The following is a 19890-nucleotide window of genomic DNA, read 5'->3' as shown; positions in this document are numbered from 1 at the left end:
GCCCGGATGGCGATGGGACCACCACCGGCGAAAACGCCAATATCACGCTGGATGAGGGCGGCACCGCCGTCACCACATTCACCGCCAATGAGGACGTGACTTGGTCGATCTCGGGCACCGATGCCGATGCCTTTACCATCGATCTGGCAACCGGCGTTCTGGTTTTCCGGGCCCGCACCGACTATGAGGCTCCGGTCGATGGCGACGGTAACAACGTCTATGTCATCACCGTGTCCGCCCGTGACGCCGACGGCAATGTGACGCGCCAGACGCTGACCGTCACCATCGCCGATCTGGACGATAATGGCGGGATCAGCTTTGCCCCGGCCGGTAGCGCAGACAATGATCTGGAAGCGGGCGAAACCGAAGGCGAGACGGCAGTTCTGCCGCTGCAACTGACCTCGCGGCCCACGGCGGATGTGATCATCACCATCGCTGACGATGCGCAATGCAGCTTCTCGCCCTCGACCATCACCATTTCGCCTGCGGACTGGGATCGGCTGGTCAATGTAACCGTTTCGGCCAAGGACGATTCGGCCATCGAGGACAGCCAAAGCTGCACCCCGGTGCTGACGGTGCGCTCGGCCGACCCGGCCTATGATGGGCTGATCGTCACGGATGTTCCCACGATCACCATCGTCGACAATGATGCGGCGCCGATGATCCAGGGTCCGTCGGATGGCCCCGGCGCTGCGCGTTCGGAGGAAACCATCCCCTCGGGGCAGGACTTCGTGCACAAATTCACCGTGCCGAACGGCATCAACGGCCGCTGGCTTCTGCCCGCCGTTTCCGGCAGCACGGATCGCCCGGCCTTTGTCATCGACGCGGAGACCGGCGTTCTCGCCTTCCGCAACCCGCCGCTGTACATCCCGAATGGCGACAACGAATATTACGTCGTCGTGCGGTTTGATGCGGGGGATGGCAATTACACCGATCAGCTGGTCAAGATCATCGTCACCGATACGGCCAAGCAGGCACTGGACCGGAACCGCGGTGATATCGAGCAGATCATCTCGGATCTGGAGGTCAGCCGTCTGCGCGATCAGCAGCGTTCGCTGCACGCAATGGGCACCGCCGCGCGCGACCGTCTGGCCGATTGCGCCACAGAAGACCGCGATGAAGCCCTGCCGGTCGAGGATGAGGACCAACCGCGCTGCAACGTGGACCGCAACGATGTAAGCCGTTCCGTGACCACCGTCGGCAATACTGTCACGGCGGAAAGCGCGACCACGTCGGTCCGTCACTTTGAAGGCTACCGCAAGGTGGTTGAGGCCGATGTGCGGGCCTCGGGCGAGGGCGGCATCGACACGCTGAGCTTCAACGGCAGGATCGCGCTGGAAAACACCAGCCATGAAAACGCCCTTTACGGCATGTTCGCCGGGGCCAACTTCATGGGTGGCACCATCTCGCGCGGCTTGTCGGGGGACAGCCGGTCCTTCACCGTCAACTTCGGCGGCTATGCCGTGAACGAACTGCGCAAGGATCTTTACTCCACCGCCTATCTGAGCTTCGGCGTCGGCCAGAACATGCTGGACCTGTCGACCACCGACTTCACCGTGGCCGCGGACTATGGCACCCGCGAACTGCATGCGGGCTGGTCGCTGGCCGGGTTGATCGAGCGTGGCGATTGGGAAATCTGGCCCGAGCTTAACATTCAGGTCTCGCGCAGCTGGACATCGTCCATCGACGTGACGGGCAGCATTCCGGGTGACAGCGCAACCCAAACCTGGAAAGGCCTGGCCACCGGTCTTGCACGGGCCGAGCTTCTGACGGACTTCCGCCGCGACATCAGCCTTGGTGCGGGCGCGCCGTGGGAGTTCAACGTCCAGCCGGGTCTGGTCTGCGAAAGCATCGATGCCGTGAAGGACAGCAGCGGCTGCGGCTACAAGCTGGCGCTCGGGCTCGATCACATGTCGGTCGATGAAAGCCGTCGCTTCTCGCTCGGGTTCGAGACCGAAGAGGTGGATGATGTCCGCCGCAACAGCGGCAGCATCACTTACGAGGTGAAGTTCTGATCCTGATGGGGCGTCCCGGGGCTTTGGCTTCGGGGCGCTCCGCTCTCCACCGGAACGGGCGAGGCCTGCCACCGCAAGGTTGGCAGGCCTTGTTCATGGTCCGGCTGGGTCACGCGCTCGCGCGGGCCTGGCGCAACAGCCAGTCGCGCACGGCTGCGACCTGCGCGCCGGTTCGGGACTTGCGCGGCGCAACAACATAGAAATCGGCACCCGTCCGCAATTCGACATCAAGGATCTGGACAAGCTTCCCCGTGCCCAGATCGGCCGCCACAAAGAACCGGGGCGCGAGCGCAATCCCCTGCCCTGCCAATGCCGCCTCGATTGCAAGGACAGTCTGGTTGAAGCGGATGTTCTTGGGGGCGGGTCGTCCCCCCCGACCCGCGATGGCCAGCACCTGCGGCCAAAGATCGTGGGCATCGTGCAACAACGGCAAATCCGCCAGCGGATCCGCGCCGAGGGGCAGGCGCTGCACGGCAACCGGACTTGCGACCGCCACCACCGCCTGTTCGAACAGCAGATCTGCCACCAGACCCGGCCCGAAAGGGGGACGCCCCAACCGCACCGCAAGATCGACGCCGTCGGTTTGAAAATTCGACATCCTGTCTGTCGCCATGATGCGCAGGTCGATGGCCGGATGACTGTCTGTAAAGCAGGTCAGACGCGGGATCAGCCATTTCGCGGCAAAGGTCGGCGTCACACTGATCGTCAGATGGTCGGGTTCGGGGCGCAGAACATCTGTTGCCTCGGCAATCAGCTCAAAAGCCTTGCGGATATTCGACACATAGCTGCGCCCGGCCTCGGTCAAGAACAGGCTGCGAGAGTGACGGTGGAACAGCTGAAGCCCCAGCTGTGCCTCCAGATTGCGGACCTGCTGGGCTACCGCGCCTTGCGTGACACCCAACTCCTCGGCCGCGAGACGAAAGTTCAGATGCCGCGCCGCCACTTCAAAGGCGCGCAGCCCATTGAGCGAAGGCAGCCGGGCAAGATCCTTGGACATGTGCAGTTTTTCTACTGGATGATAACAGCTATCATCATTCGTGCCGCAGTGGTCAATGCGCTATTGTTCTGCAAGTTCGTCATTTTTGGCGTCAGAACACATAGGAATTGTCGAATGGCTGTAGAAAAAGTAGCGGTTATCACCGCCGGTGGAAGTGGCATGGGTGCGGCAGCGGCCCGTCGTCTGGCCGCCGATGGCTATCGCGTGGCAATCCTCTCCTCCTCAGGCAAGGGCGCGGCGCTGGCGCAAGAACTGGGGGGCATCGGGATGACCGGATCGAACCTGCAGGATGCCGACGTGGCCGGGGTGGTGGGCCGGGCCGCCGACAGCTGGGGGCGCATCGACGTTCTGGTGAACAGCGCCGGGCATGGGCCGCGCAAGCAGCTGCTGGAGCTGACGGATGCCGACTGGCAGATGGGCATGGATGTCTATTTTCTGTCAGCGGTGCGGGCGATCCGGCATGTCACACCATATATGCAGGCACAAAAGGGCGGCGCGATCATCAACATCTCGACGGCCTGGGCCTTTGAACCTTCGGCCATGTTTCCGACATCGGCAGTGGCACGGGCGGGTTTTGCGGCCTTCACCAAGATCTATGCCGATACCTACGCCCCCGACAACATCCGTATCAACAACATCCTTCCCGGTTGGATCGACAGCCTGCCGGCCATAGAGGAACGCCGCCAAAGCGTTCCGATGGGCCGCTATGGCCGTGCCGACGAAATTGCCGCAACCGTTGCCTTCCTTGCGTCGGACGGTGCAGGCTATATGACGGGCCAAAACCTGCGGGTCGATGGTGGCCTGACGCGGTCCGTTTAACAGGCAGGCCCGGCGCCGGCCGTCAAAAGGGGGAAAAGATGGCAGGCTATTGGATCGTGAAGGCAGGACCTGTGCGGGATACCGAGGCGCAAAAAGCCTATGGCGAGCTGTTCCGCCGTGTGGCGGATCGCTACGGCGCCGAGGTGATTGCCGGTCGCGGGCGGGTGGATACGCGCGAAGGCCCGGAAAGCCCGCGGCACTTCATCGTGCGCTTCGACAGTTTCGAGACGGCGCAAGCGGCCTATGATGACCCGGATTATCAGGCCGCCCTGCCCATTGCGGCACGGATGTCGGACCGCGAACTGTCCATCGTTGAAGGCAACTAGCGGGCCTGCGGCTCCGCCCCCGGCCGCTTGCGGCCATGGCGGAGCCGCAGGCTTTCAGCCGACTGCCGCACAACTTCAGAGATCTGGAGCAACTGCTTCCCAAGCGGGTTGGTCTGGCGCCAGATCATCCCGATGGTGCGCGAAGGCTGTGCCCCGGCAAACCGCGCAATCGACACCGGGGCCGAGCGCGTTTCCACCGCCACCGCCATCTCAGGGATAAGGGTCACGCCGATCCCCGCCCCCACCATCTGCACCAATGTCGAAAGCGAACTGCCATCCAGCAATTCGCGCGGCAGCGCCGATTGCAGGTTGCAGAAGGAAAGCGCCTGATCGCGGAAGCAATGCCCTTCTTCCAGCAGCAAAAGCCGCATCTCGCGCAGCATTTCCGGCTGCGGCACCGGCTTTTCCGCATCTTCGGCTGGTCGGACCAGCACGAAATCTTCCGAAAAAAGCGCGATCTCTGTCAGCGCAGGTTCGGACACCGGAAGGGCGACAATGGCCGTATCCAGCCGTCCTTCTGCCAGTTCCTGCAGAAGTTTGGGGGTGACGGTTTCCCGCACGTGGATATCAAGGCTCGGGTTCTGGCGCGTCAGATTGCCGATAATCGTGGGCAGCAGGTAGGGAGCAACCGTTGGGATCACCCCGATCCGAAGCCGCCCGACCAACCGGTCCCGCGCCGCACGGGCCATATCGCCCAGCTCATCCACGGCACGCAAAATCTCGGCCACGCGGCGGCCGAATTCCTCGCCAAAGCTGGTCAGGCGAATCTGCCGCGCCCCGCGTTCGAAAAGGTCAGCCCCGAGCGATTCCTCAAGCTCTTTGATCTGCATCGAGAGCGCGGGCTGGGAAATGGCGCAGGCATCCGCCGCACGGCCGAAATGCCCATGCCGCGACAGGATGTCGAAGTAGCGCAATTGCTTGAGTGTGATATTCTTCATAAGAACTTCTTATCACATATATCAGAAAATCAAAATTAAACTAATCAACAGACTTTGCTAGAACGATTCCAGACAGCGCGTCGGCCCCCTGAAAAAGAGGTGTCCCGCCCTGTGCAGGAACGTAACCCGGAGGATGAAGATGAGCGGACATGACAACGCCAGCGCGGGCAAATGCCCGGTGCATCATGGCGGCAGCAAACAATCGGCTTTTGCGGGCCGGTCCAACCGGGATTGGTGGCCCAACCAGCTGAACCTGCGGGTGCTGCACCAGCATTCGGCGCAATCGAACCCGATGGACGCGGGCTTCACCTATGCCGAGGCCTTCCGCAAGCTGGACTTTGCCGCCGTCAAGCAGGACTTGCACGCCCTGATGACCGACAGCCAGGATTGGTGGCCGGCGGACTGGGGCCATTACGGGCCGCTCTTCATCCGCATGGCTTGGCACAGCGCCGGCACCTATCGCACCGGCGATGGTCGCGGGGGCGCCTCGACCGGGACGCAGCGCTTTGCACCGCTCAACAGCTGGCCGGATAACGGCAACCTCGACAAGGCCCGCCGCCTGCTGTGGCCGATCAAGCAGAAATACGGCAACAGCCTGTCCTGGGCCGATCTGATGATCCTCGCGGGCAACGTCGCGCTGGAATCGATGGGCTTCAAGACCTTCGGGTTTGGCGGCGGCCGCGCCGATGTTTGGGAACCGGAAGAGGACATCTACTGGGGCCAGGAAGGCGAATGGCTGGCAACCAGTGACAAGGCCAACAGCCGCTATTCGGGCGAACGGGATCTGGAAAACCCGCTGGCCGCCGTGCAGATGGGCCTGATTTACGTGAACCCCGAAGGCCCGGACGGGAAGCCCGATCCGCTGGCCTCGGCCCGCGATATCCGGGAAACCTTTGGCCGCATGGCGATGAATGACGAAGAGACCGTGGCACTGGTGGCGGGCGGTCACACCTTCGGCAAGGCCCATGGCAATGGCCCGGCCAGCGCCGTCGGCGCCGAGCCGGAAGGCGCGCCGATCGAGGCGATGGGTCTGGGCTGGCTGTCCTCGCACGGGACGGGCAAGGGCTATGACACCATCACCAGCGGCATCGAAGGCGCCTGGAAACCTAATCCCACCACCTGGGACATGGGCTATCTGAACGTTCTGTTCAAATATGACTGGGAACTGGTCCATTCGCCCGCAGGCGCCAAACAATGGGCCGCCAAGGACGTGGCCGAGGAAGACATGATCGTGGATGCCCATGATCCGTCCCGCAAGCACCGCCCGATGATGACGACGGCGGACCTCGCGCTCAAGTTCGACCCGATCTATGAGCCGATCGCCCGTCGCTTCCACGCGAACCCCGAAGTATTTGCCGATGCCTTTGCCCGCGCCTGGTTCAAGCTGACCCACCGCGACATGGGGCCGAAGGCGCTCTATCTTGGTCCCGAGGTCCCGGCCGAAGACCTGATCTGGCAAGATCCGGTTCCGGCGGTCGATCATGCGCTGGTGGATGCGGCCGATATTGCTGCGCTGAAGGCACAGATTGCGGCTTCGGGCCTTTCGGTGTCGGAGCTCGTATCCACCGCATGGGCTTCGGCTGCGACCTTCCGTGGGTCGGACAAGCGCGGCGGCGCCAATGGCGCCCGCATCCGCCTTGCCCCCCAGAAGGATTGGGAGGTGAACCAGCCCGCCCAGCTTGCCAAGGTTCTGGCCGTGCTGGAAGGTATCCAGACCGGGTTCAATGCGGCGCAGACCGGCGGCAAGAAAGTCTCGCTCGCGGATCTGATCGTGCTGGCAGGGAATGTCGGTGTGGAAATGGGCGCCAAGGCCGCGGGCCATGCGGTTGAGGTGCCCTTCACCCCCGGCCGCACCGATGCCACGCAAGAGCAGACCGATGTTGAATCCTTCGCGGTGCTGGAACCGGCGGCGGATGGCTTCCGCAACTACCAGAAGGCGCGTTTCTCGGTCGCCCCGGAAGAGCTGTTGGTGGACAAGGCCCAGCTGATGACGCTGAGCGCACCGGAAATGACGGTGCTGGTCGGCGGTCTGCGGGTGCTGGGCGCAAACCACGGCGGGGCGCAGCATGGCGTGCTGACCCACCGTCCCGGCGCGCTGACGACCGATTTCTTCGTCAACCTGCTGGATATGGGCACCCAATGGACCCCGCGCGAAGACGGCACCTATGAGGGACGCGACCGTCAGAGCGGCGCGATCAAATGGACCGGCACCCGCGTCGATCTGGTCTTCGGTTCGAACTCGCAGCTGCGCGCGCTGGCCGAAGTCTATGGTCAGGCCGATGGCAGCACGAAATTCGTCAAGGATTTCGTCGCGGCCTGGGCAAAGGTGATGATGCTGGATCGGTTCGACATCAACTGATCCGCACCAAGAACGCTGAAACGCCCCGGCATTGCCGGGGCGTTTTCATTTGGGGGCGTTCTTGGGCTGGATTTGCGGCCCCAAGGTATTATCCTGCAAGAATAGAATACGAAGGCTGTTTTCATGAGTCGCATTACAACCCTGGGCCGTATCGAGCTTTTCGGCTGGCTGGTGGTTGCCGGCCTTGTCCTGATGGCTGTGGCCTATCCGGTGCAGCATATCTTGTCGGCATCGCAAAAGGCGCGGGGTGTACAACTTGCAATTGCTCAGAATGCCGTTGAAGCGCGGGCAACCGCCACCTTCCATGCGTTTCTCTATACGCTGCAAGGCGATTGGGAACAGCTGCAGGTCCTGAGCGAGACGATCGCCGAGACCCCACCGGAACAGCTGGCAGCTGCGCTCCGGGTTTTTGCCCGTGACGGTGGGCGGATTTCCTGGGTGGGGTTTGCCGATGCGCAGGGGATCATCCGGGCCGCGGCCAATGATGTATTGCTGGGACGCGATGTCAGCGCGCGGCCCTGGTTCCAGCAGGGGATGACCGCGCCCTTCGGCGGCAACGCCCATGAAGCTGTCTTGTTGAGCGAAGTTCTAGGCCGTCCCAAGGGCGAACCCTTCCGCCTGCTGGACCTTGCCGCCCCCGTGCGCGACGCCGAGGGGCGCATTCTGGGCGTCATCGGCGCCCATATTAGCGTGGGCTGGGCAGAAGATTTCCTGAAAAAGGGAGCTGGGGCCGCAAAAATCCGCGTCGCAATCCTGAACGACAAGGGCGAAGCGGAGATCGACCCCGAGCGGTTGCTGCAAGGCAAGGTCTGGACAGGGGCCACTTTGCCACCCGACGCTCCTGCCGCAGGCTGGATGACCTGGCCCGACGGACAGTCGAACATCACCGTGCTGGTGCCGGAAACCACCCTGCCCGGCATGCCCCGCTTCGGCTGGACCCTGCTGGCCCGGCTGGATGCAGATGTCTTCCCCGACGTTCGCAAATCTGTTCTGACCGATTTGCAGACAGCCATCCTCATCGGCGCTTTCGTCCTTGCCGTGGCCGTCACGGGTGGATTCGTACTCGCACGGCTCCGGTGAAATTCTCATCCTGATCTTGAAACGCCCAGACACATCTGAAACATCTTTCCCATGTTCCGCCCCCAGCGAGAGATAGAAATCTCTGCCAAATGACACCCCTTGCGCTGATCCGATCGCTGATTGTGGCGTTGGCCGTGCTTGCAACCGCCGCCGAAGCGCAGGACCCTGTCGGGACCGGGCGCAGCCTGAAGATCGGCATGCCGATCGATCGCCCCCCATTTTCGTTTCTGCATGAAGCGGGGCAGCTCGATGGACAGCGCATAGCGCTTTGGCAGGCCATGGGAGAACGGACCGGTATCCGGATCATCCCGCATGCTGTTCCCACCGAAAGCGCCCTGACCGCCCTGAATGACGGACGGGTGGATGCCGTCGATCTTTTTGCCCAATCCACCGCGCCGGGCTTTGGCATCCGGATCATGGCACCGGAGGAAATTCTGCGCTTTGTGGAATTCCAGCGCATGAAGAACGGCAAACTTCCGGCGGAAGATTCGCCTGTTGCGGTTGTAGAGGGCAGCGCCTGCGACAATTTCATGTCGGATCAGGCCACAAGCCGGGTGCTGCGCTATCCCAACCCGCAAGGCGTGGTGCTGGCTGCGGCCATCGCGGAAGCTGATCGCTTCTGCCTGTCAGAGCCGACGGGCATCCTGTTGCTGCGTCAGGCTGGTCTGCAAGATGCCTTCACCCATGGCGAGCCGATCTCGATCACCCGGACGGCCACGGCCTATCGGCTGTCCGACCCGGACACAGGCATTCTGCTGGCCGAATTGGCCGCAAGTCTGACGCCGGAAGAGCGCAAACAGATCATCGACAATTGGCGCCGCGAAAACCGGATCGACAGTGTGGGTCTGACGGATGGCGGCATTATCCTGCCGCTTGCCGGGCTGATTGCAGGCGTGCTCATCCTTCTGTTGCTGGCCATGCTGCTCCGCTTTCGCCTGTGGCGTGCCCGTGCCTGGGCCGAGATGACGCGCAGCAGCCTTGCCCGCAGCGAGGCGCGGTTCTCAACCGCGTTTGAAAACACGGGCCTGCCGGTCATGGTCCTGCGCGAGGGGCGGATCTACCGCATCAATGACGCGGCGCGCCAATTGCTGGGTTATCACGACGCGGCAGAGTTGATCGGACGACAGCCGGCAGAAATCTCGCCCCCGATCCAGCCCGACGGTCGCTCTACCGCCGATCTGGGCCAGGAAATTCTTGCGGCGCTGAACACAGGTGGGCGCACCCGGACCGACTGGACCCACCTTCGCGCCGACGGATCGTCGATCACGACCGAAGTCCTTTTGACGAAAGTTCCGACGCGGCAGGGCTTTGAAACCATCGCCGTCCTGACCGATGTGACGGCCCAACGGCAGGCCGAAGAAACCCTGCGCGCCTATCAAAGTCGGCTGGAGAGCGCCGTCGCCAAACGCACCGAAGAGCTTGAAAGCCGGAACGAAGAGCTCCGCGCCATTTTCGATACCTCACGGTCGGGCATCCTGTTCCTGCGGGAACATCGGGTGGTGCAGGCCAATACACTGATCCACCACCAACTCGGACGCACCAATACCGGCCTGACCGGTCTGCTTCTGACAGAGGTCTTGGACGGCGCCCCCACCTTCTGGCACGACAATGCCGAGGTTCTGGCGGGGATCTGGCAGGGGCGCACCGTGGAACTGACCACCGAATTGCGCAGGCCGGATGGAACCTCGATCTGGGCGCGCATGCGCGCGGCCGCGGTTGATCCGGACGACCCTGAAAAGGGCGAGGTCTGGGTTCTGGATGACATCACCGCCGAGCGTGAGGCCGAAGACCTGCTGCGCAATGCCCGCGATCTGGCGACCCAGACCGCGCAGCTGAAATCCGATTTCCTTTCGACGATGAGCCACGAAATCCGCACGCCGCTGAACTCGCTCATCGGGTTTCTCGACCTGCTGGCCGAGACGCAGCTTGACCCCAAGCAGACGGCATTCCTGTCCAAGGCGGCGCGGTCGGGGCAACATCTTGCCGCAATCGTGAATGACATTCTCGACCTTTCAAAGGCAGAGGCGGGTAAACTGGCCCTGGAACGGGTCACGGTCAACCTGCGGGACCTGGCCCGCGATGCGCTGGAAGGCATCGCCCCCACGGCGGGACGTCGCGGCATTGATCTCGTGCTGAATGTGGCGCCGGATGTTCCGGCGACCATTCAGGCCGATCCCCTGCGCTTGACCCAGGTTCTGATGAACTACCTGTCAAACGCGGTGAAGTTCACCGAGGCGGGCGAGATCACGCTTTCCATCAGCCATGTGCGCGAAGACCGTCCGATGTTGCGCCTTGCGGTTTCAGACACGGGCGTTGGGCTGAATGAGGAACAGGTCCAGCGGCTGTTTCAGGCCTTCACCCAAGCCGAACACTCCACCGCGCGGCTTTATGGGGGCACCGGGCTTGGCCTGGCGATCTGCCGACAGCTGGCAACGCTGATGGGCGGCGAAGTCGGCGTCCGGTCGCAAGAAGGAGAAGGCAGCGAATTCTGGCTGCAGATCCATCTTGATGATGCTGAACCTTCAGCCCCCCCTGCGGTGCCTGTCGGAGAGGGCCGTGTCGCCGTGGCCATCGCGAACGAAAACCTGCGCGCCCTGATCTGCAATCAGCTGCGCCGCTGTGGTTTTGATGCGGGACTGGTCCTGGGATTGGCCGACAGGTCGGTCATCGGACTTGAAGGTGCTGATCTTGCCGTGGTCGATGATGCCTTCATCCATCGCGTCCCTGAGTCCATCGCACTTTTGCAGCAAGGGTCGCGCCCTGTGCTGGCCTTGATGGACAGCGATGATCCGCATTTGACCCCGATTGCCACTGAAATTCTGCGCAAGCCCGCCGATCCCTTGCTGATCGCCGAGCGTCTGGCCCAGATGCGGCGGGGCGGGGCACAGATCCCACGGCCCGTTGCAGAGCCGGAGCAGCACCCCGCGCTACGCGTCCTTGTGGCTGATGACGATGGCCTGAACCGCGATCTGGCGGCGGCACGGCTGGAGAGGCTGGGCCTTTCGGTCATCACCGCCGCGAATGGCGCAGAGGCTGTCCGCGCCGTTTTGGAGGATCGCATCGACTTGGTGCTGATGGATCACCAGATGCCGGTCATGGACGGGATCGAGGCCGCCCGCCGGATCCGCGCGCTTGGCACCGCGCGGGGCGAGGTGCCCATCCTTGCGGTCAGCGGCGCCGAGGATGACGACGTCAAGGCCGCATGCCTGGCCGCCGGGATGAACGGGTTTCTGAAAAAGCCCCTGGATAACAGGCAGCTGCGTGCGGCCCTGCAACAGTGGCTGCCGGGGTTCGGCGCCTCCGCAGGCGCCTGATCGCGGGTCAGAACCGCGCCTGCGCCACATGCACCAGCTGGGCGCCAGCCTCATACCAAGCCTCGCGCAGCGGCAAGGCCGAGACGGGTGCCGGATCGGTCACGGGCAGTGGCATGTCGGCATCCCCGATATCGCCCGCAACATAGGCCGCCAGCAACTGACCAAACACCGTTCCCGGCGAGATGCCGCGCCCATTGTAGCCGCAGACCGTAATGACCCGCTCGTCCAGCTTGTGAAACCGCGGCAGGTTGTTTGCGGTCATGCCGATCTGGCCATACCATTCCGCCTCAAGGCCGATCCCCGCCAGTTCGGGCCAGATCCGGGCGATGGCCCGCCGGGCCCAGGCCCGATGCACGCCCGCACCACCCCGCCGCAGCGCTCCGACCGACCCGAAGACCAGCCGCCCCTGCTGATCGAAGCGGAAAGAGGTCAGGACCTCGGGCGTATCCCAGCATCCTTCGCGGTTCGGCAAGATCCGGGTCCGCGCAGATGCTGGCAGGGGTTCCGTCGCGAAGTTGAAATAGGGCAGATGCACCTGTTGCGTGCGGATCTGCGGAAACAGCCCGCCGGTATAGGCATCGGTCCCCAGCACGACCCACTTCCCCCGGACAGAGCCACCTGGCGTCTGCGCCGTCCAGTCCGCGCCATCCCGGCGCAGGGCGGCGACCGGCGATCCGGTGAAGAGCCGCACGCCCTGCCCCACCGCAGCGCGGGCCAATCCCCGCGCATAGGCAAGCGGCTGTATCGTGCCCGCCCGCTGATCCCAGAGCGCACCCGCATAGGCTGAACTTCCCACCCGCGCAGCCGTTTCTGCCGCATCAAGCAGATGGACAGGCGCCCCGCGTTTTTGCCATTGGCGCGCCCGCTCGCGGATCTCGGCCAGACCCTTGTCCCCAACGGCAAGGTGCAGCGTGCCCTGACGCTCGGCCTCGCAAGCAATCGCGTAGCGGTCGATCACCTCAAAAACCTTGCGCGGACCGTTGCCAAGCGCCTCCAGCAGCCGGTTCCCAAAGTGATCGCCCAGCCCGGCGCAGAGGTCTTCGGGCATGACCCACATGCCCGCGTTGACAAGTCCCACATTGCGCCCGGCCCCGCCAAACCCCACCTCGGCGGCCTCAAGCACCACGACAGACACGCCCCGTTCGGCCAGATGCAGTGCGGTCGAAAGGCCGGTATAGCCCGCGCCGATCACCACGACATCGGCCGTCAATTGATCGCACAGAGGCCCGGTCACCGGGGCGTCCGGCGCCGTCCGTTCCCAAAGACCGTGCGAGCGCGGATCATTCAACATCTGAGGCCCCTTTTCCCTTGCGCGTCGCCCTGCGGCTGACATGCCTTTCTTGCCCGAAGCACGGCCTTGCGCTAACGAGATTTTCTCATCACCTCATTCCGAATGGGAATGCTATGCGTGCGCCTCGTCGCTTTCTGCCCTCACTTCCACTGCTGGCGGCTTTTGAGGCGGCGGCGCGGACCGGGTCGGTCACACGGGCCGCACAGGAACTGGCACTGACGCAAAGCGCCGTCTCACGCCAGATCAAGGCCCTCGAAGAACAGTTGGGCTATGCGCTTTTTCACCGGGAACGGCAGTCGATCCGCCTCACGGTCGGGGGTGCCGCATATGCGCGCGAGATACGCGAGGCGCTGGCCCGGATCTCGGCGGCCTCGCTCAATCTGCGGGCCAATCCGCTGGGGGGAACACTGACCCTTGCCGTATTGCCGACCTTTGCCGCACGGTGGCTCACCCCGCGGCTTCCGGGGTTTCTGGCGGCCTATCCCGGGGTCACGATCAACCTGATCTCGCGGCTGACAAGCTTCGATTTCAAGAACGAAGCCATTGATGCAGCAATACATTTCGGAACAGAGGACTGGCCGGGGGCGGAACTGGTGCTCTTGCGTCATGAAACGGTGCGCCCGGTCTGCGCGCCGGGGCTGCGCGATCATCACAGCTTTCGCCGACCGGCTGATGTGCGCGCGGCGCCACTGCTGCACCTGACCAGCCGCCCCGATGCCTGGGAACTTTGGCTGCGGCACCATCACGTTGATGACACCCATGTGCAGGGGATGCTGTTCGACCAGTTCACAACCCTTACAGCCGCAGCTGCCGCGGGGCTGGGGGTCGGGCTGATCCCGGATTTCCTGATTTCCGAGGATCTGGCAGCAGGCCGCCTTGTGCCCGCGCTGGATTTGCCCGTGCAAAGCGACGGGGCTTATTACCTGTGCTGGCCCACCGACCGTGCCGAACACCCGCCACTCGCCGCATTCCGGGCGTGGCTTTTGCAAGAGATGGAAGCGGATCGCAGCCCTGGCCCTGTGACAGATCATTCCCTGAGGGAATGATCCCGCCGATCCCGCATTATCCGGCGCCCATTTGGCAGGCCATGACCCCGAAAGCACAGGGGCCGTCCCGCCTTATGCTGCGGGCAAGGCTTTGCAAAAAGGGATAATTTTGGACCGAAAAGATTGATCCGCTTGTGCGACGGGCTATTCTTCAACCTATGGGCAACTGCGCAGGGAACATGGACATTACATCGAAATTCAGCCCCACGGCCAATATGTCCCTGCCCTCGGACCGGCTTGTGGAGCTTGCCGCCGCAGAAGAGCTTGTCCGGTTGACGCTGGGGTCGGTGGTGATTGACCTGCTGCGCAGGGGGCACACACTGTCCCTCGAAACCCTGCGCCAACATCTGTCTGACATCGGGACACGTGTGGTGGAACTCGACCCGGTCGCGGACATTCTGGCGATCGGGGCCAGCGAATTCCTGGATCAGCTTTTGCGCGACGTGGGGTGATCTGGCGGCCGAGTATGTATGCCTCATCCGAATGGTGCGCCGTTCCGACCTTCGGGTCGGATGGACAAGGTCCGGGTGCGCTGCCACGTTGGTTGTATGTTCCGCAGATACGCCTTTGTCCTTCTTTTGCAGCTCTTCGCCTTGCCTTGCGGGGCGGGTTCGGTTGCCGGCTTCGTCACCGTGGTTTCAGGCGATACGATCCAGATCGACGGGGTTACCCTGCGGCTGGCCTGGATCGACGCGCCGGAACCGCGCCAGACCTGCCATCATGCCGATGGGCGCTCATGGGCCTGCGGTGCTTCCGCGACCCGGGCCTTAAGCGATGCTGTCTGGCGCAAATCGGTGCATTGCAATCAGGTCGCGGCAGATCCGAACGGGGCAGCACAGGCCATCTGCACGGCTGACGGGCTCGACCTCGGGGAAGAACTGGTACGCCAAGGCTGGGCGGTCGTCCGCGAGGGTGCCAGCCCGGAGTATGAGGCCGAGCAGAACGCCGCGCGGACGGCGCAGTTGGGGATATGGGAGGGCAGCTTTGAGCTGCCCTGGCTTTGGCGCGGGGAACGCTAGGCCGCGGCACCAAAGGCGAAGGAGGTCATGCCGATCGACCCCCAGGAAAAGCTGCGGTGCAAAACTTCGCCCTGTCCGCCCCCGGCCCCCATGGCCACATAAAGCGGCATCAGATGTTCGGGTGTGGGATGGGCGATGCGCGCCTCGGCCGGGACCTGTGGGAAGCTGAGCAGCGTCTCGGCATCACCACGGGTAACGCCCTGCACGATCCAGTTGTCAAAGGCGCGGGCCCAATCGGGGGGCGGGCTGCCTTCGCGGCCGATACCACGCAGGTTATGCACCGTGGCGCCCGACCCGATGATCAGCACCCCCTGTTCCCGCAAGGGCGCGAGGGCCTGACCCAGCGCAAAATTCTCGCGCGCGGAGGCGCCGTGGCGCAGTGACAGCTGGATCACCGGAACCTCAGCCTGCGGAAAGGCGAGAAGGAGCGGAATCCATACCCCGTGATCATAGCCGCGCCGACCATCGCGGGCATGGGGCACCCCGGCGGCGGTCAGGGCGGCAGCGACCTCATCAATCACCGCGGGATCGGTCCGGGCGGGATAGCGCAGATTGTAAAGCGCCGGGTCAAACCCGCCGAAATCATGGATGGTTTCGGGGTGCGGCGCGATGCCGATGGTATTGACCCGATCTTCCCAATGCGCGGAAATCACAAGGATCGCGCGCAGGTCAGGGTAGCGGGCGCCCAAACCTTCCGTGAAGGCCCGCGCGGGCGTGCGCGAAAACGGCAGATCCGGCGCGCCATGGGCCAGAAAAAGGCTGGGCAGGGTCATGTCCGGTCCCCCAGCAAGGCCGCGACATGATCAGGTCCGGCAGGTACGATGCCCGATGGGTTCAGCGCCTTGATCGAATAATACCCCGCCTTGATGTGATCGAGGTTGACCGTCTCACGCACCCCCGGCAGCGCAAGCATCTGCCGCAGGAACGCGGTCAGACGCGGGTAATCGGCGATCCGTCGCAGGTTCGTCTTGAACAGCCCGTGATAGGCCGCATCGAAGCGGATCAGCGTGACAAAGAGGCGGATGTCGGTTTCGGTCACCCGGTCGCCAAACAGGAACGGCCCCTGCAGCGCACCCTCCAGCCGGTCGAGCATGGCAAAGACGCCGGCCACCGCCTCATCATAGGCAAGCTGGGTCGAAGCAAAGCCTGCCTTGTAGACGCCGTTGTTCAGCTGGTCATAGATCTCGGGGTTCCAGGCGTCGATCTGCAGGCGCAGGTCTTCGGGATACAGATCAACCGTTTCCGGCACTTGATCCGCAAAGGCGGTGTTGAACATCCGCAGGATATCGGCGCTTTCGTTGCTGACGATGGTCCCGGTCTTTTCATCCCACAGCACTGGAACAGTGGCCCGGCCATTCACTTGCGGGTCGGCATGGGTATAGATCTCATGCATCCATGTCGCGCCGAACACCGGATCGGCATCAGCGCCCGGATAGCCGCCAAAGCGCCAGCCCTCTTCCCCCAGCACCGGGTTCACCACAGTCACGGCGATAAAGTCGTCCAACCCCTTGAGCTTGCGGGCAATCAGCGTACGCGACGCCCAGGGGCAGATCAGCGCGACATAAAACCGGTAACGGCCCTTTTCGGCGACATAGCCCCCCGTCCCGGTCGGCCCCGGCGCCCCATCCGGGGTGATCCAGTTGCGGAAGGTCGACGTTTGCCGCACGAAGCGACCCTGTTCATCCTTGGCCTGCACCGGGTGCCAGTTGTTCTGCCAGATTCCATTCACCAGCATCGTCATTCTCCTTTCGGGGCGGGTCACCCCGGTTGGAAGGAACTATGCGTCCGATTGTTTCCCGTTGAAATGGCGCATATGGTGAATGACTGTCGCCAATATGTTCGGAATTACTGATGGACCTTGTGGATGGAATCCGCGTCTTTGTGACCACGGTGGAAACCGGATCTTTCGCAGCGGCGGCAGCACGACTGGGGATATCCCCCAAGCTCGCATCGAAATACATGGCTGAGCTTGAGGATCGGTTTGGGGCACGATTGCTGCAACGCACCACGCGGCGGATCGGGCTGACGGCGGCGGGCGAACGGCTGCTGCGCCGTGCCCCCGACTGGCTGGAAACGCTGGAGGATATGCGCGGCGATCTGCGCGAAAGTGGCGCGCGGTTGTCCGGCACCCTGCGCGTTTCCGCCCCGCTCAGCTTTGGTGAAATGCACGCAGCCCCGATGCTGCGGCGGTTCCAGGCCCGGCATCCCGATCTGACGGTGGACCTGCGTCTGTCGGACCAATTTGCAGACCTCGCGGCCGAGGGCATCGATCTGGCGCTGCGGATCGGGCAGTTGCAGGATTCGGCGCTGATCGCGCGAAAACTGGGCGAAATCGTGCTGCTGCTGGTGGCGGCACCCGCCTATCTGGACCGCGCGGGGCGGCCGCTTCAGGCGCAGGATCTGACGGCGCATGACTGCATCCGGGACACCAACCTCCGCAGCAGCGGCGGCTGGCCCTTGGTCGAGGCCGGGGTGCCCCGGCGCATCCCCGTTTCGGGCCGGTTTCTGGTGAATAGCGCGCGGGCGACCCGCGACCTTGCGCTGGAAGGGGCGGGCATCGCACTTTGCCCCGATTACATGATCGGCCCGGACCTTGCCGCAGGACGGCTGGAACGGGTGCTGCCTGAAACCGAAGGCGCCCGGCTGGATGTGCACGCGCTGCACCTTGACCACCGGCGCATGGCGCGGCGGACCCGCGCCTTGCTGGATTTCGTGGTGCGTGACCGGTTCGACAGCCTGCTTTAGCCACGCGGGGTGGTGGCGAACATCGGTCCGCCGCGCCAGCGCGGAAAGCCATAGCCATGGATTTCCGTCAGGTCGATGTCGGAGGGTTGGCGTGCGATGCCCTCCGCCAGAATGGCGTGCCCCTCGGCGGCCATTTCGCCCACCAGATGTTCCGCAATCGCGGCGCGGTCCATCTGTCTGGGTGCGGCCAGACGGTCACCCAGCAACTCGGCGACAGTGGCCGAAGGCTGCGGCTTCCGGTCGCCCGGGGTATAATCATACCAGCCGCCGCCGGTCTTTTGCCCTTTGCGGCCTGCACGGACGAGCACATCACCCAGCGTTTCCGCCACCTCTTGCCCCGCCGCCCGCGCGCCTTCGCGCTGCAGGAAGGCGATATCAAGACCACCCAGATCCTGCGCCTCAAACGGGCCCATGGCAAAACCGTAGCCGCGCATTGCCGCATCAATCTCTGCAATGGCCACACCGCTGCGGACCAAGGCCTCGGCGCTAGCGCGATAGCGTTTCAGGATGCGGTTGCCGATGAAGCCCTCGCAAATTCCGGCCTGCACCGGCACCTTGCCGAGGCTGCGCGCCAAGGCAAACCCGGTGGCCAGCGTTTCGGGCGCGGTATCGGGGGTCGGCACGATTTCCAGCAGTTTCATCACATTGGCAGGGCTGAAGAAATGCAGCCCGATGAAGCGGCCGGGGTTCACCACGCCCTCGGCGATCAACCGCGGGTCGAGGTAGGAGGTATTGGTGGCCAGCACCGCATCCGGGCGACAGGCGGCCGACAACTGGGCAAAGACCGCGCGCTTCACCGCGATGTCTTCAAAGACAGCCTCGATCACCAGATCGACCTCGGCCAGTGCGGCGTAATCGGTGGTGCCGGTCACACCCTCCATCCGCGCGGCGGCCTGGGTTTCGGTCAGGCGACCGCGTTTGACTGCACCGGCAAAGATGCTGCGCAGGTTTTCCAGCCCACGGGCCACGGCGGCGTCATCGCGTTCGATCAGCACGACCGGAAGTCCCGCATCCCGCAGTGCAGCGGCGATGCCCGCACCCATGGTGCCACCGCCGACAACGGCCGTCTGGCGCAGAGGCAGGGACTTGGCATCCGCAAGATGTGCCGGTCGCGGGGCGGCGCGTTCGGCAAAGAACACCGCCCGCAAGGCCGCCGCCTGATCCGAGGCGCGCAGGTCAAGGAAGGTGGCGCGCTCGAAGGCCATCGCCTCGGCGAACGGAGCCTCGGCCGCCTTGCGCAGACAGGCGAGCGCCCGCAGGGGCGCAACTTCACCCTTTGCGCGCTTGGCAATCACGGTTTCCTGTTCCGCCCAGAAGCCTGCATCGGGGGCCTCAACCGCACGATCTGCGGCTTTCGCGGGCAGCGGTTGGTCAAGTGCGGCGCGGGCGAAGGCCACGGCCTCGGTCCGCAGATCGCCCGTTACCACCGCATCGATCAGGCCCAGCGTCAGGGCGCGGGCAGCCTTGGCGGGTTTGCCCGTGGTCACCAGCTCGACCGCCGCAGCCACGCCGGCGACGCGGGGCGTCCGCACCGTGCCTCCGGCACCGGGAACGATACCCAAGGTCACCTCGGGCAGGCCCACAGAGGCCGCTTCATCCGCAACGCGGAAGCGGCAGCCAAGCGCCACCTCGAACCCGCCACCAAGGGCCGACCCGTGGATGGCGGCGATCCACGGCTTGGTCGCTGCCTCGATCCGGGCCACGACATCGGGCAGATGCGGCTCCATCGGGGGTTTGCCGAATTCTGACACATCCGCCCCGGCGATGAAGGTACGCCCGGCGCAGATCAGCACCACCGCCCGCACCGCAGGATCGGCGTCTAGCGCAACGGCCGCATCCCAAAGACCCTGACGCAGCGCCTGCGACAGGGCATTGACAGGGGGGTTGTTCACGGTGACGACGGCAATATCCTGATCGCGGTCGATGGTGACGATGGTCATG

Annotated in this window: 16 protein-coding genes; 10 read left to right on the top strand and 6 right to left on the bottom strand. The window is 64.0% G+C overall.

All coding sequences use genetic code 11. From position 1 onward, the window contains the following. The coding region (locus tag IE101_RS16870) for a cadherin repeat domain-containing protein (RefSeq protein ID WP_189635022.1) at positions 1 to 2015 on the top strand (2015 nt) is incomplete at its 5' end. A 109-nt stretch (positions 2016 to 2124) separates the two neighbouring features. On the opposite strand, the gene gcvA is transcribed toward IE101_RS16870, so the two are convergent. Continuing rightward, on the bottom strand, positions 2125 to 3012 hold the full coding sequence (gcvA, locus tag IE101_RS16865) for a transcriptional regulator GcvA (RefSeq protein WP_189635021.1): 888 nt from the start codon (positions 3010 to 3012) through the stop codon (positions 2125 to 2127). Positions 3013 to 3126: 114 nt separating this feature from the next. On the opposite strand from gcvA, the gene IE101_RS16860 reads away from it, so the two are divergent. Together IE101_RS16860 and IE101_RS16855 are read left to right on the top strand one after the other, a co-directional pair. Continuing rightward, entirely contained in the window at positions 3127 to 3831 is a 705-nt protein-coding gene (locus tag IE101_RS16860) for an SDR family oxidoreductase (protein ID WP_189635020.1), read from the top strand. Between the two features lie 38 nt (positions 3832 to 3869). Further along, positions 3870 to 4157, top strand: a complete 288-nt coding sequence (locus IE101_RS16855; RefSeq protein WP_189635019.1) for a DUF1330 domain-containing protein — start codon at positions 3870 to 3872, stop codon at positions 4155 to 4157. Here the strand turns inward: IE101_RS16855 and IE101_RS16850 are convergent. Next, complete coding sequence (locus IE101_RS16850; RefSeq protein WP_189635018.1) at positions 4154 to 5095, bottom strand: hydrogen peroxide-inducible genes activator; 942 nt, start codon at positions 5093 to 5095, stop codon at positions 4154 to 4156. The two genes, IE101_RS16855 and IE101_RS16850, sit on opposite strands and share 4 nt — an antisense overlap. Before the next feature lie 139 nt (positions 5096 to 5234). Here IE101_RS16850 and katG point away from each other — a divergent pair, with 139 nt between their 5' ends. From katG to IE101_RS16835, 3 genes are all read left to right on the top strand, one after another. Continuing rightward, positions 5235 to 7454 (top strand): catalase/peroxidase HPI, encoded by a 2220-nt coding sequence (gene katG, locus IE101_RS16845; RefSeq protein WP_189635017.1) that lies wholly within the window; start codon positions 5235 to 5237, stop codon positions 7452 to 7454. A 123-nt stretch (positions 7455 to 7577) separates the two neighbouring features. Next, positions 7578 to 8534 carry a cache domain-containing protein gene (locus tag IE101_RS16840; protein ID WP_189635016.1) on the top strand — a complete coding sequence of 319 codons (957 nt, stop codon included), beginning with the start codon at positions 7578 to 7580 and terminating at the stop codon, positions 8532 to 8534. A gap of 89 nt (positions 8535 to 8623) precedes the next feature. Beyond that, a complete protein-coding gene (locus tag IE101_RS16835; RefSeq protein WP_189635015.1) occupies positions 8624 to 11848 on the top strand; it encodes an ATP-binding protein in 3225 nt (1074 codons plus the stop codon). A gap of 7 nt (positions 11849 to 11855) precedes the next feature. On the opposite strand, the gene IE101_RS16830 is transcribed toward IE101_RS16835, so the two are convergent. Continuing rightward, positions 11856 to 13139, bottom strand: a complete 1284-nt coding sequence (locus tag IE101_RS16830) for an NAD(P)/FAD-dependent oxidoreductase (RefSeq protein WP_189635014.1) — start codon at positions 13137 to 13139, stop codon at positions 11856 to 11858. Between the two features lie 113 nt (positions 13140 to 13252). Here IE101_RS16830 and IE101_RS16825 point away from each other — a divergent pair, with 113 nt between their 5' ends. The 3 genes from IE101_RS16825 to IE101_RS16815 all read left to right on the top strand — a co-directional run bounded on the left by IE101_RS16825 (position 13253) and on the right by IE101_RS16815 (position 15204). After that, a complete protein-coding gene (locus tag IE101_RS16825; protein WP_189635013.1) occupies positions 13253 to 14185 on the top strand; it encodes a LysR family transcriptional regulator in 933 nt (310 codons plus the stop codon). A 179-nt stretch (positions 14186 to 14364) separates the two neighbouring features. Further along, a complete protein-coding gene (locus tag IE101_RS16820; RefSeq protein ID WP_189635012.1) occupies positions 14365 to 14637 on the top strand; it encodes a hypothetical protein in 273 nt (90 codons plus the stop codon). A gap of 96 nt (positions 14638 to 14733) precedes the next feature. Beyond that, the gene (locus IE101_RS16815; protein WP_189635011.1) at positions 14734 to 15204 is read left to right on the top strand and encodes a thermonuclease family protein; all 471 of its coding nucleotides are present in this window, start codon (positions 14734 to 14736) and stop codon (positions 15202 to 15204) included. Here the strand turns inward: IE101_RS16815 and IE101_RS16810 are convergent. Both IE101_RS16810 and IE101_RS16805 read right to left on the bottom strand, forming a co-directional pair. After that, positions 15201 to 15977 carry a DODA-type extradiol aromatic ring-opening family dioxygenase gene (locus IE101_RS16810; RefSeq protein WP_189635010.1) on the bottom strand — a complete coding sequence of 259 codons (777 nt, stop codon included), beginning with the start codon at positions 15975 to 15977 and terminating at the stop codon, positions 15201 to 15203. The genes IE101_RS16815 and IE101_RS16810 overlap by 4 nt on opposite strands. Beyond that, the gene (locus tag IE101_RS16805; protein ID WP_308429880.1) at positions 15974 to 16939 is read right to left on the bottom strand and encodes a glutathione S-transferase family protein; all 966 of its coding nucleotides are present in this window, start codon (positions 16937 to 16939) and stop codon (positions 15974 to 15976) included. Before IE101_RS16805 ends, IE101_RS16810 begins: the two co-directional genes overlap by 4 nt. A 116-nt stretch (positions 16940 to 17055) precedes the next feature. On the opposite strand from IE101_RS16805, the gene IE101_RS16800 reads away from it, so the two are divergent. Continuing rightward, positions 17056 to 17949, top strand: coding sequence for a LysR family transcriptional regulator (locus IE101_RS16800; RefSeq protein ID WP_189635008.1), 894 nt, complete (start codon positions 17056 to 17058; stop codon positions 17947 to 17949). Here IE101_RS16800 and IE101_RS16795 read toward each other — a convergent pair. Next, entirely contained in the window at positions 17946 to 19889 is a 1944-nt protein-coding gene (locus IE101_RS16795) for a 3-hydroxyacyl-CoA dehydrogenase NAD-binding domain-containing protein (RefSeq protein ID WP_189635007.1), read from the bottom strand. The genes IE101_RS16800 and IE101_RS16795 overlap by 4 nt on opposite strands. Position 19890: the final 1 nt, after the last annotated feature.

Origin of the sequence: Gemmobacter lanyuensis, assembly GCF_014652355.1 — a bacterium.
Classification (GTDB): Bacteria; Pseudomonadota; Alphaproteobacteria; order Rhodobacterales; family Rhodobacteraceae; genus Gemmobacter; species Gemmobacter lanyuensis.
Note: the sequence above shows the minus strand (reverse complement) of the source record. Positions and strands in the feature narration are given on the sequence as shown.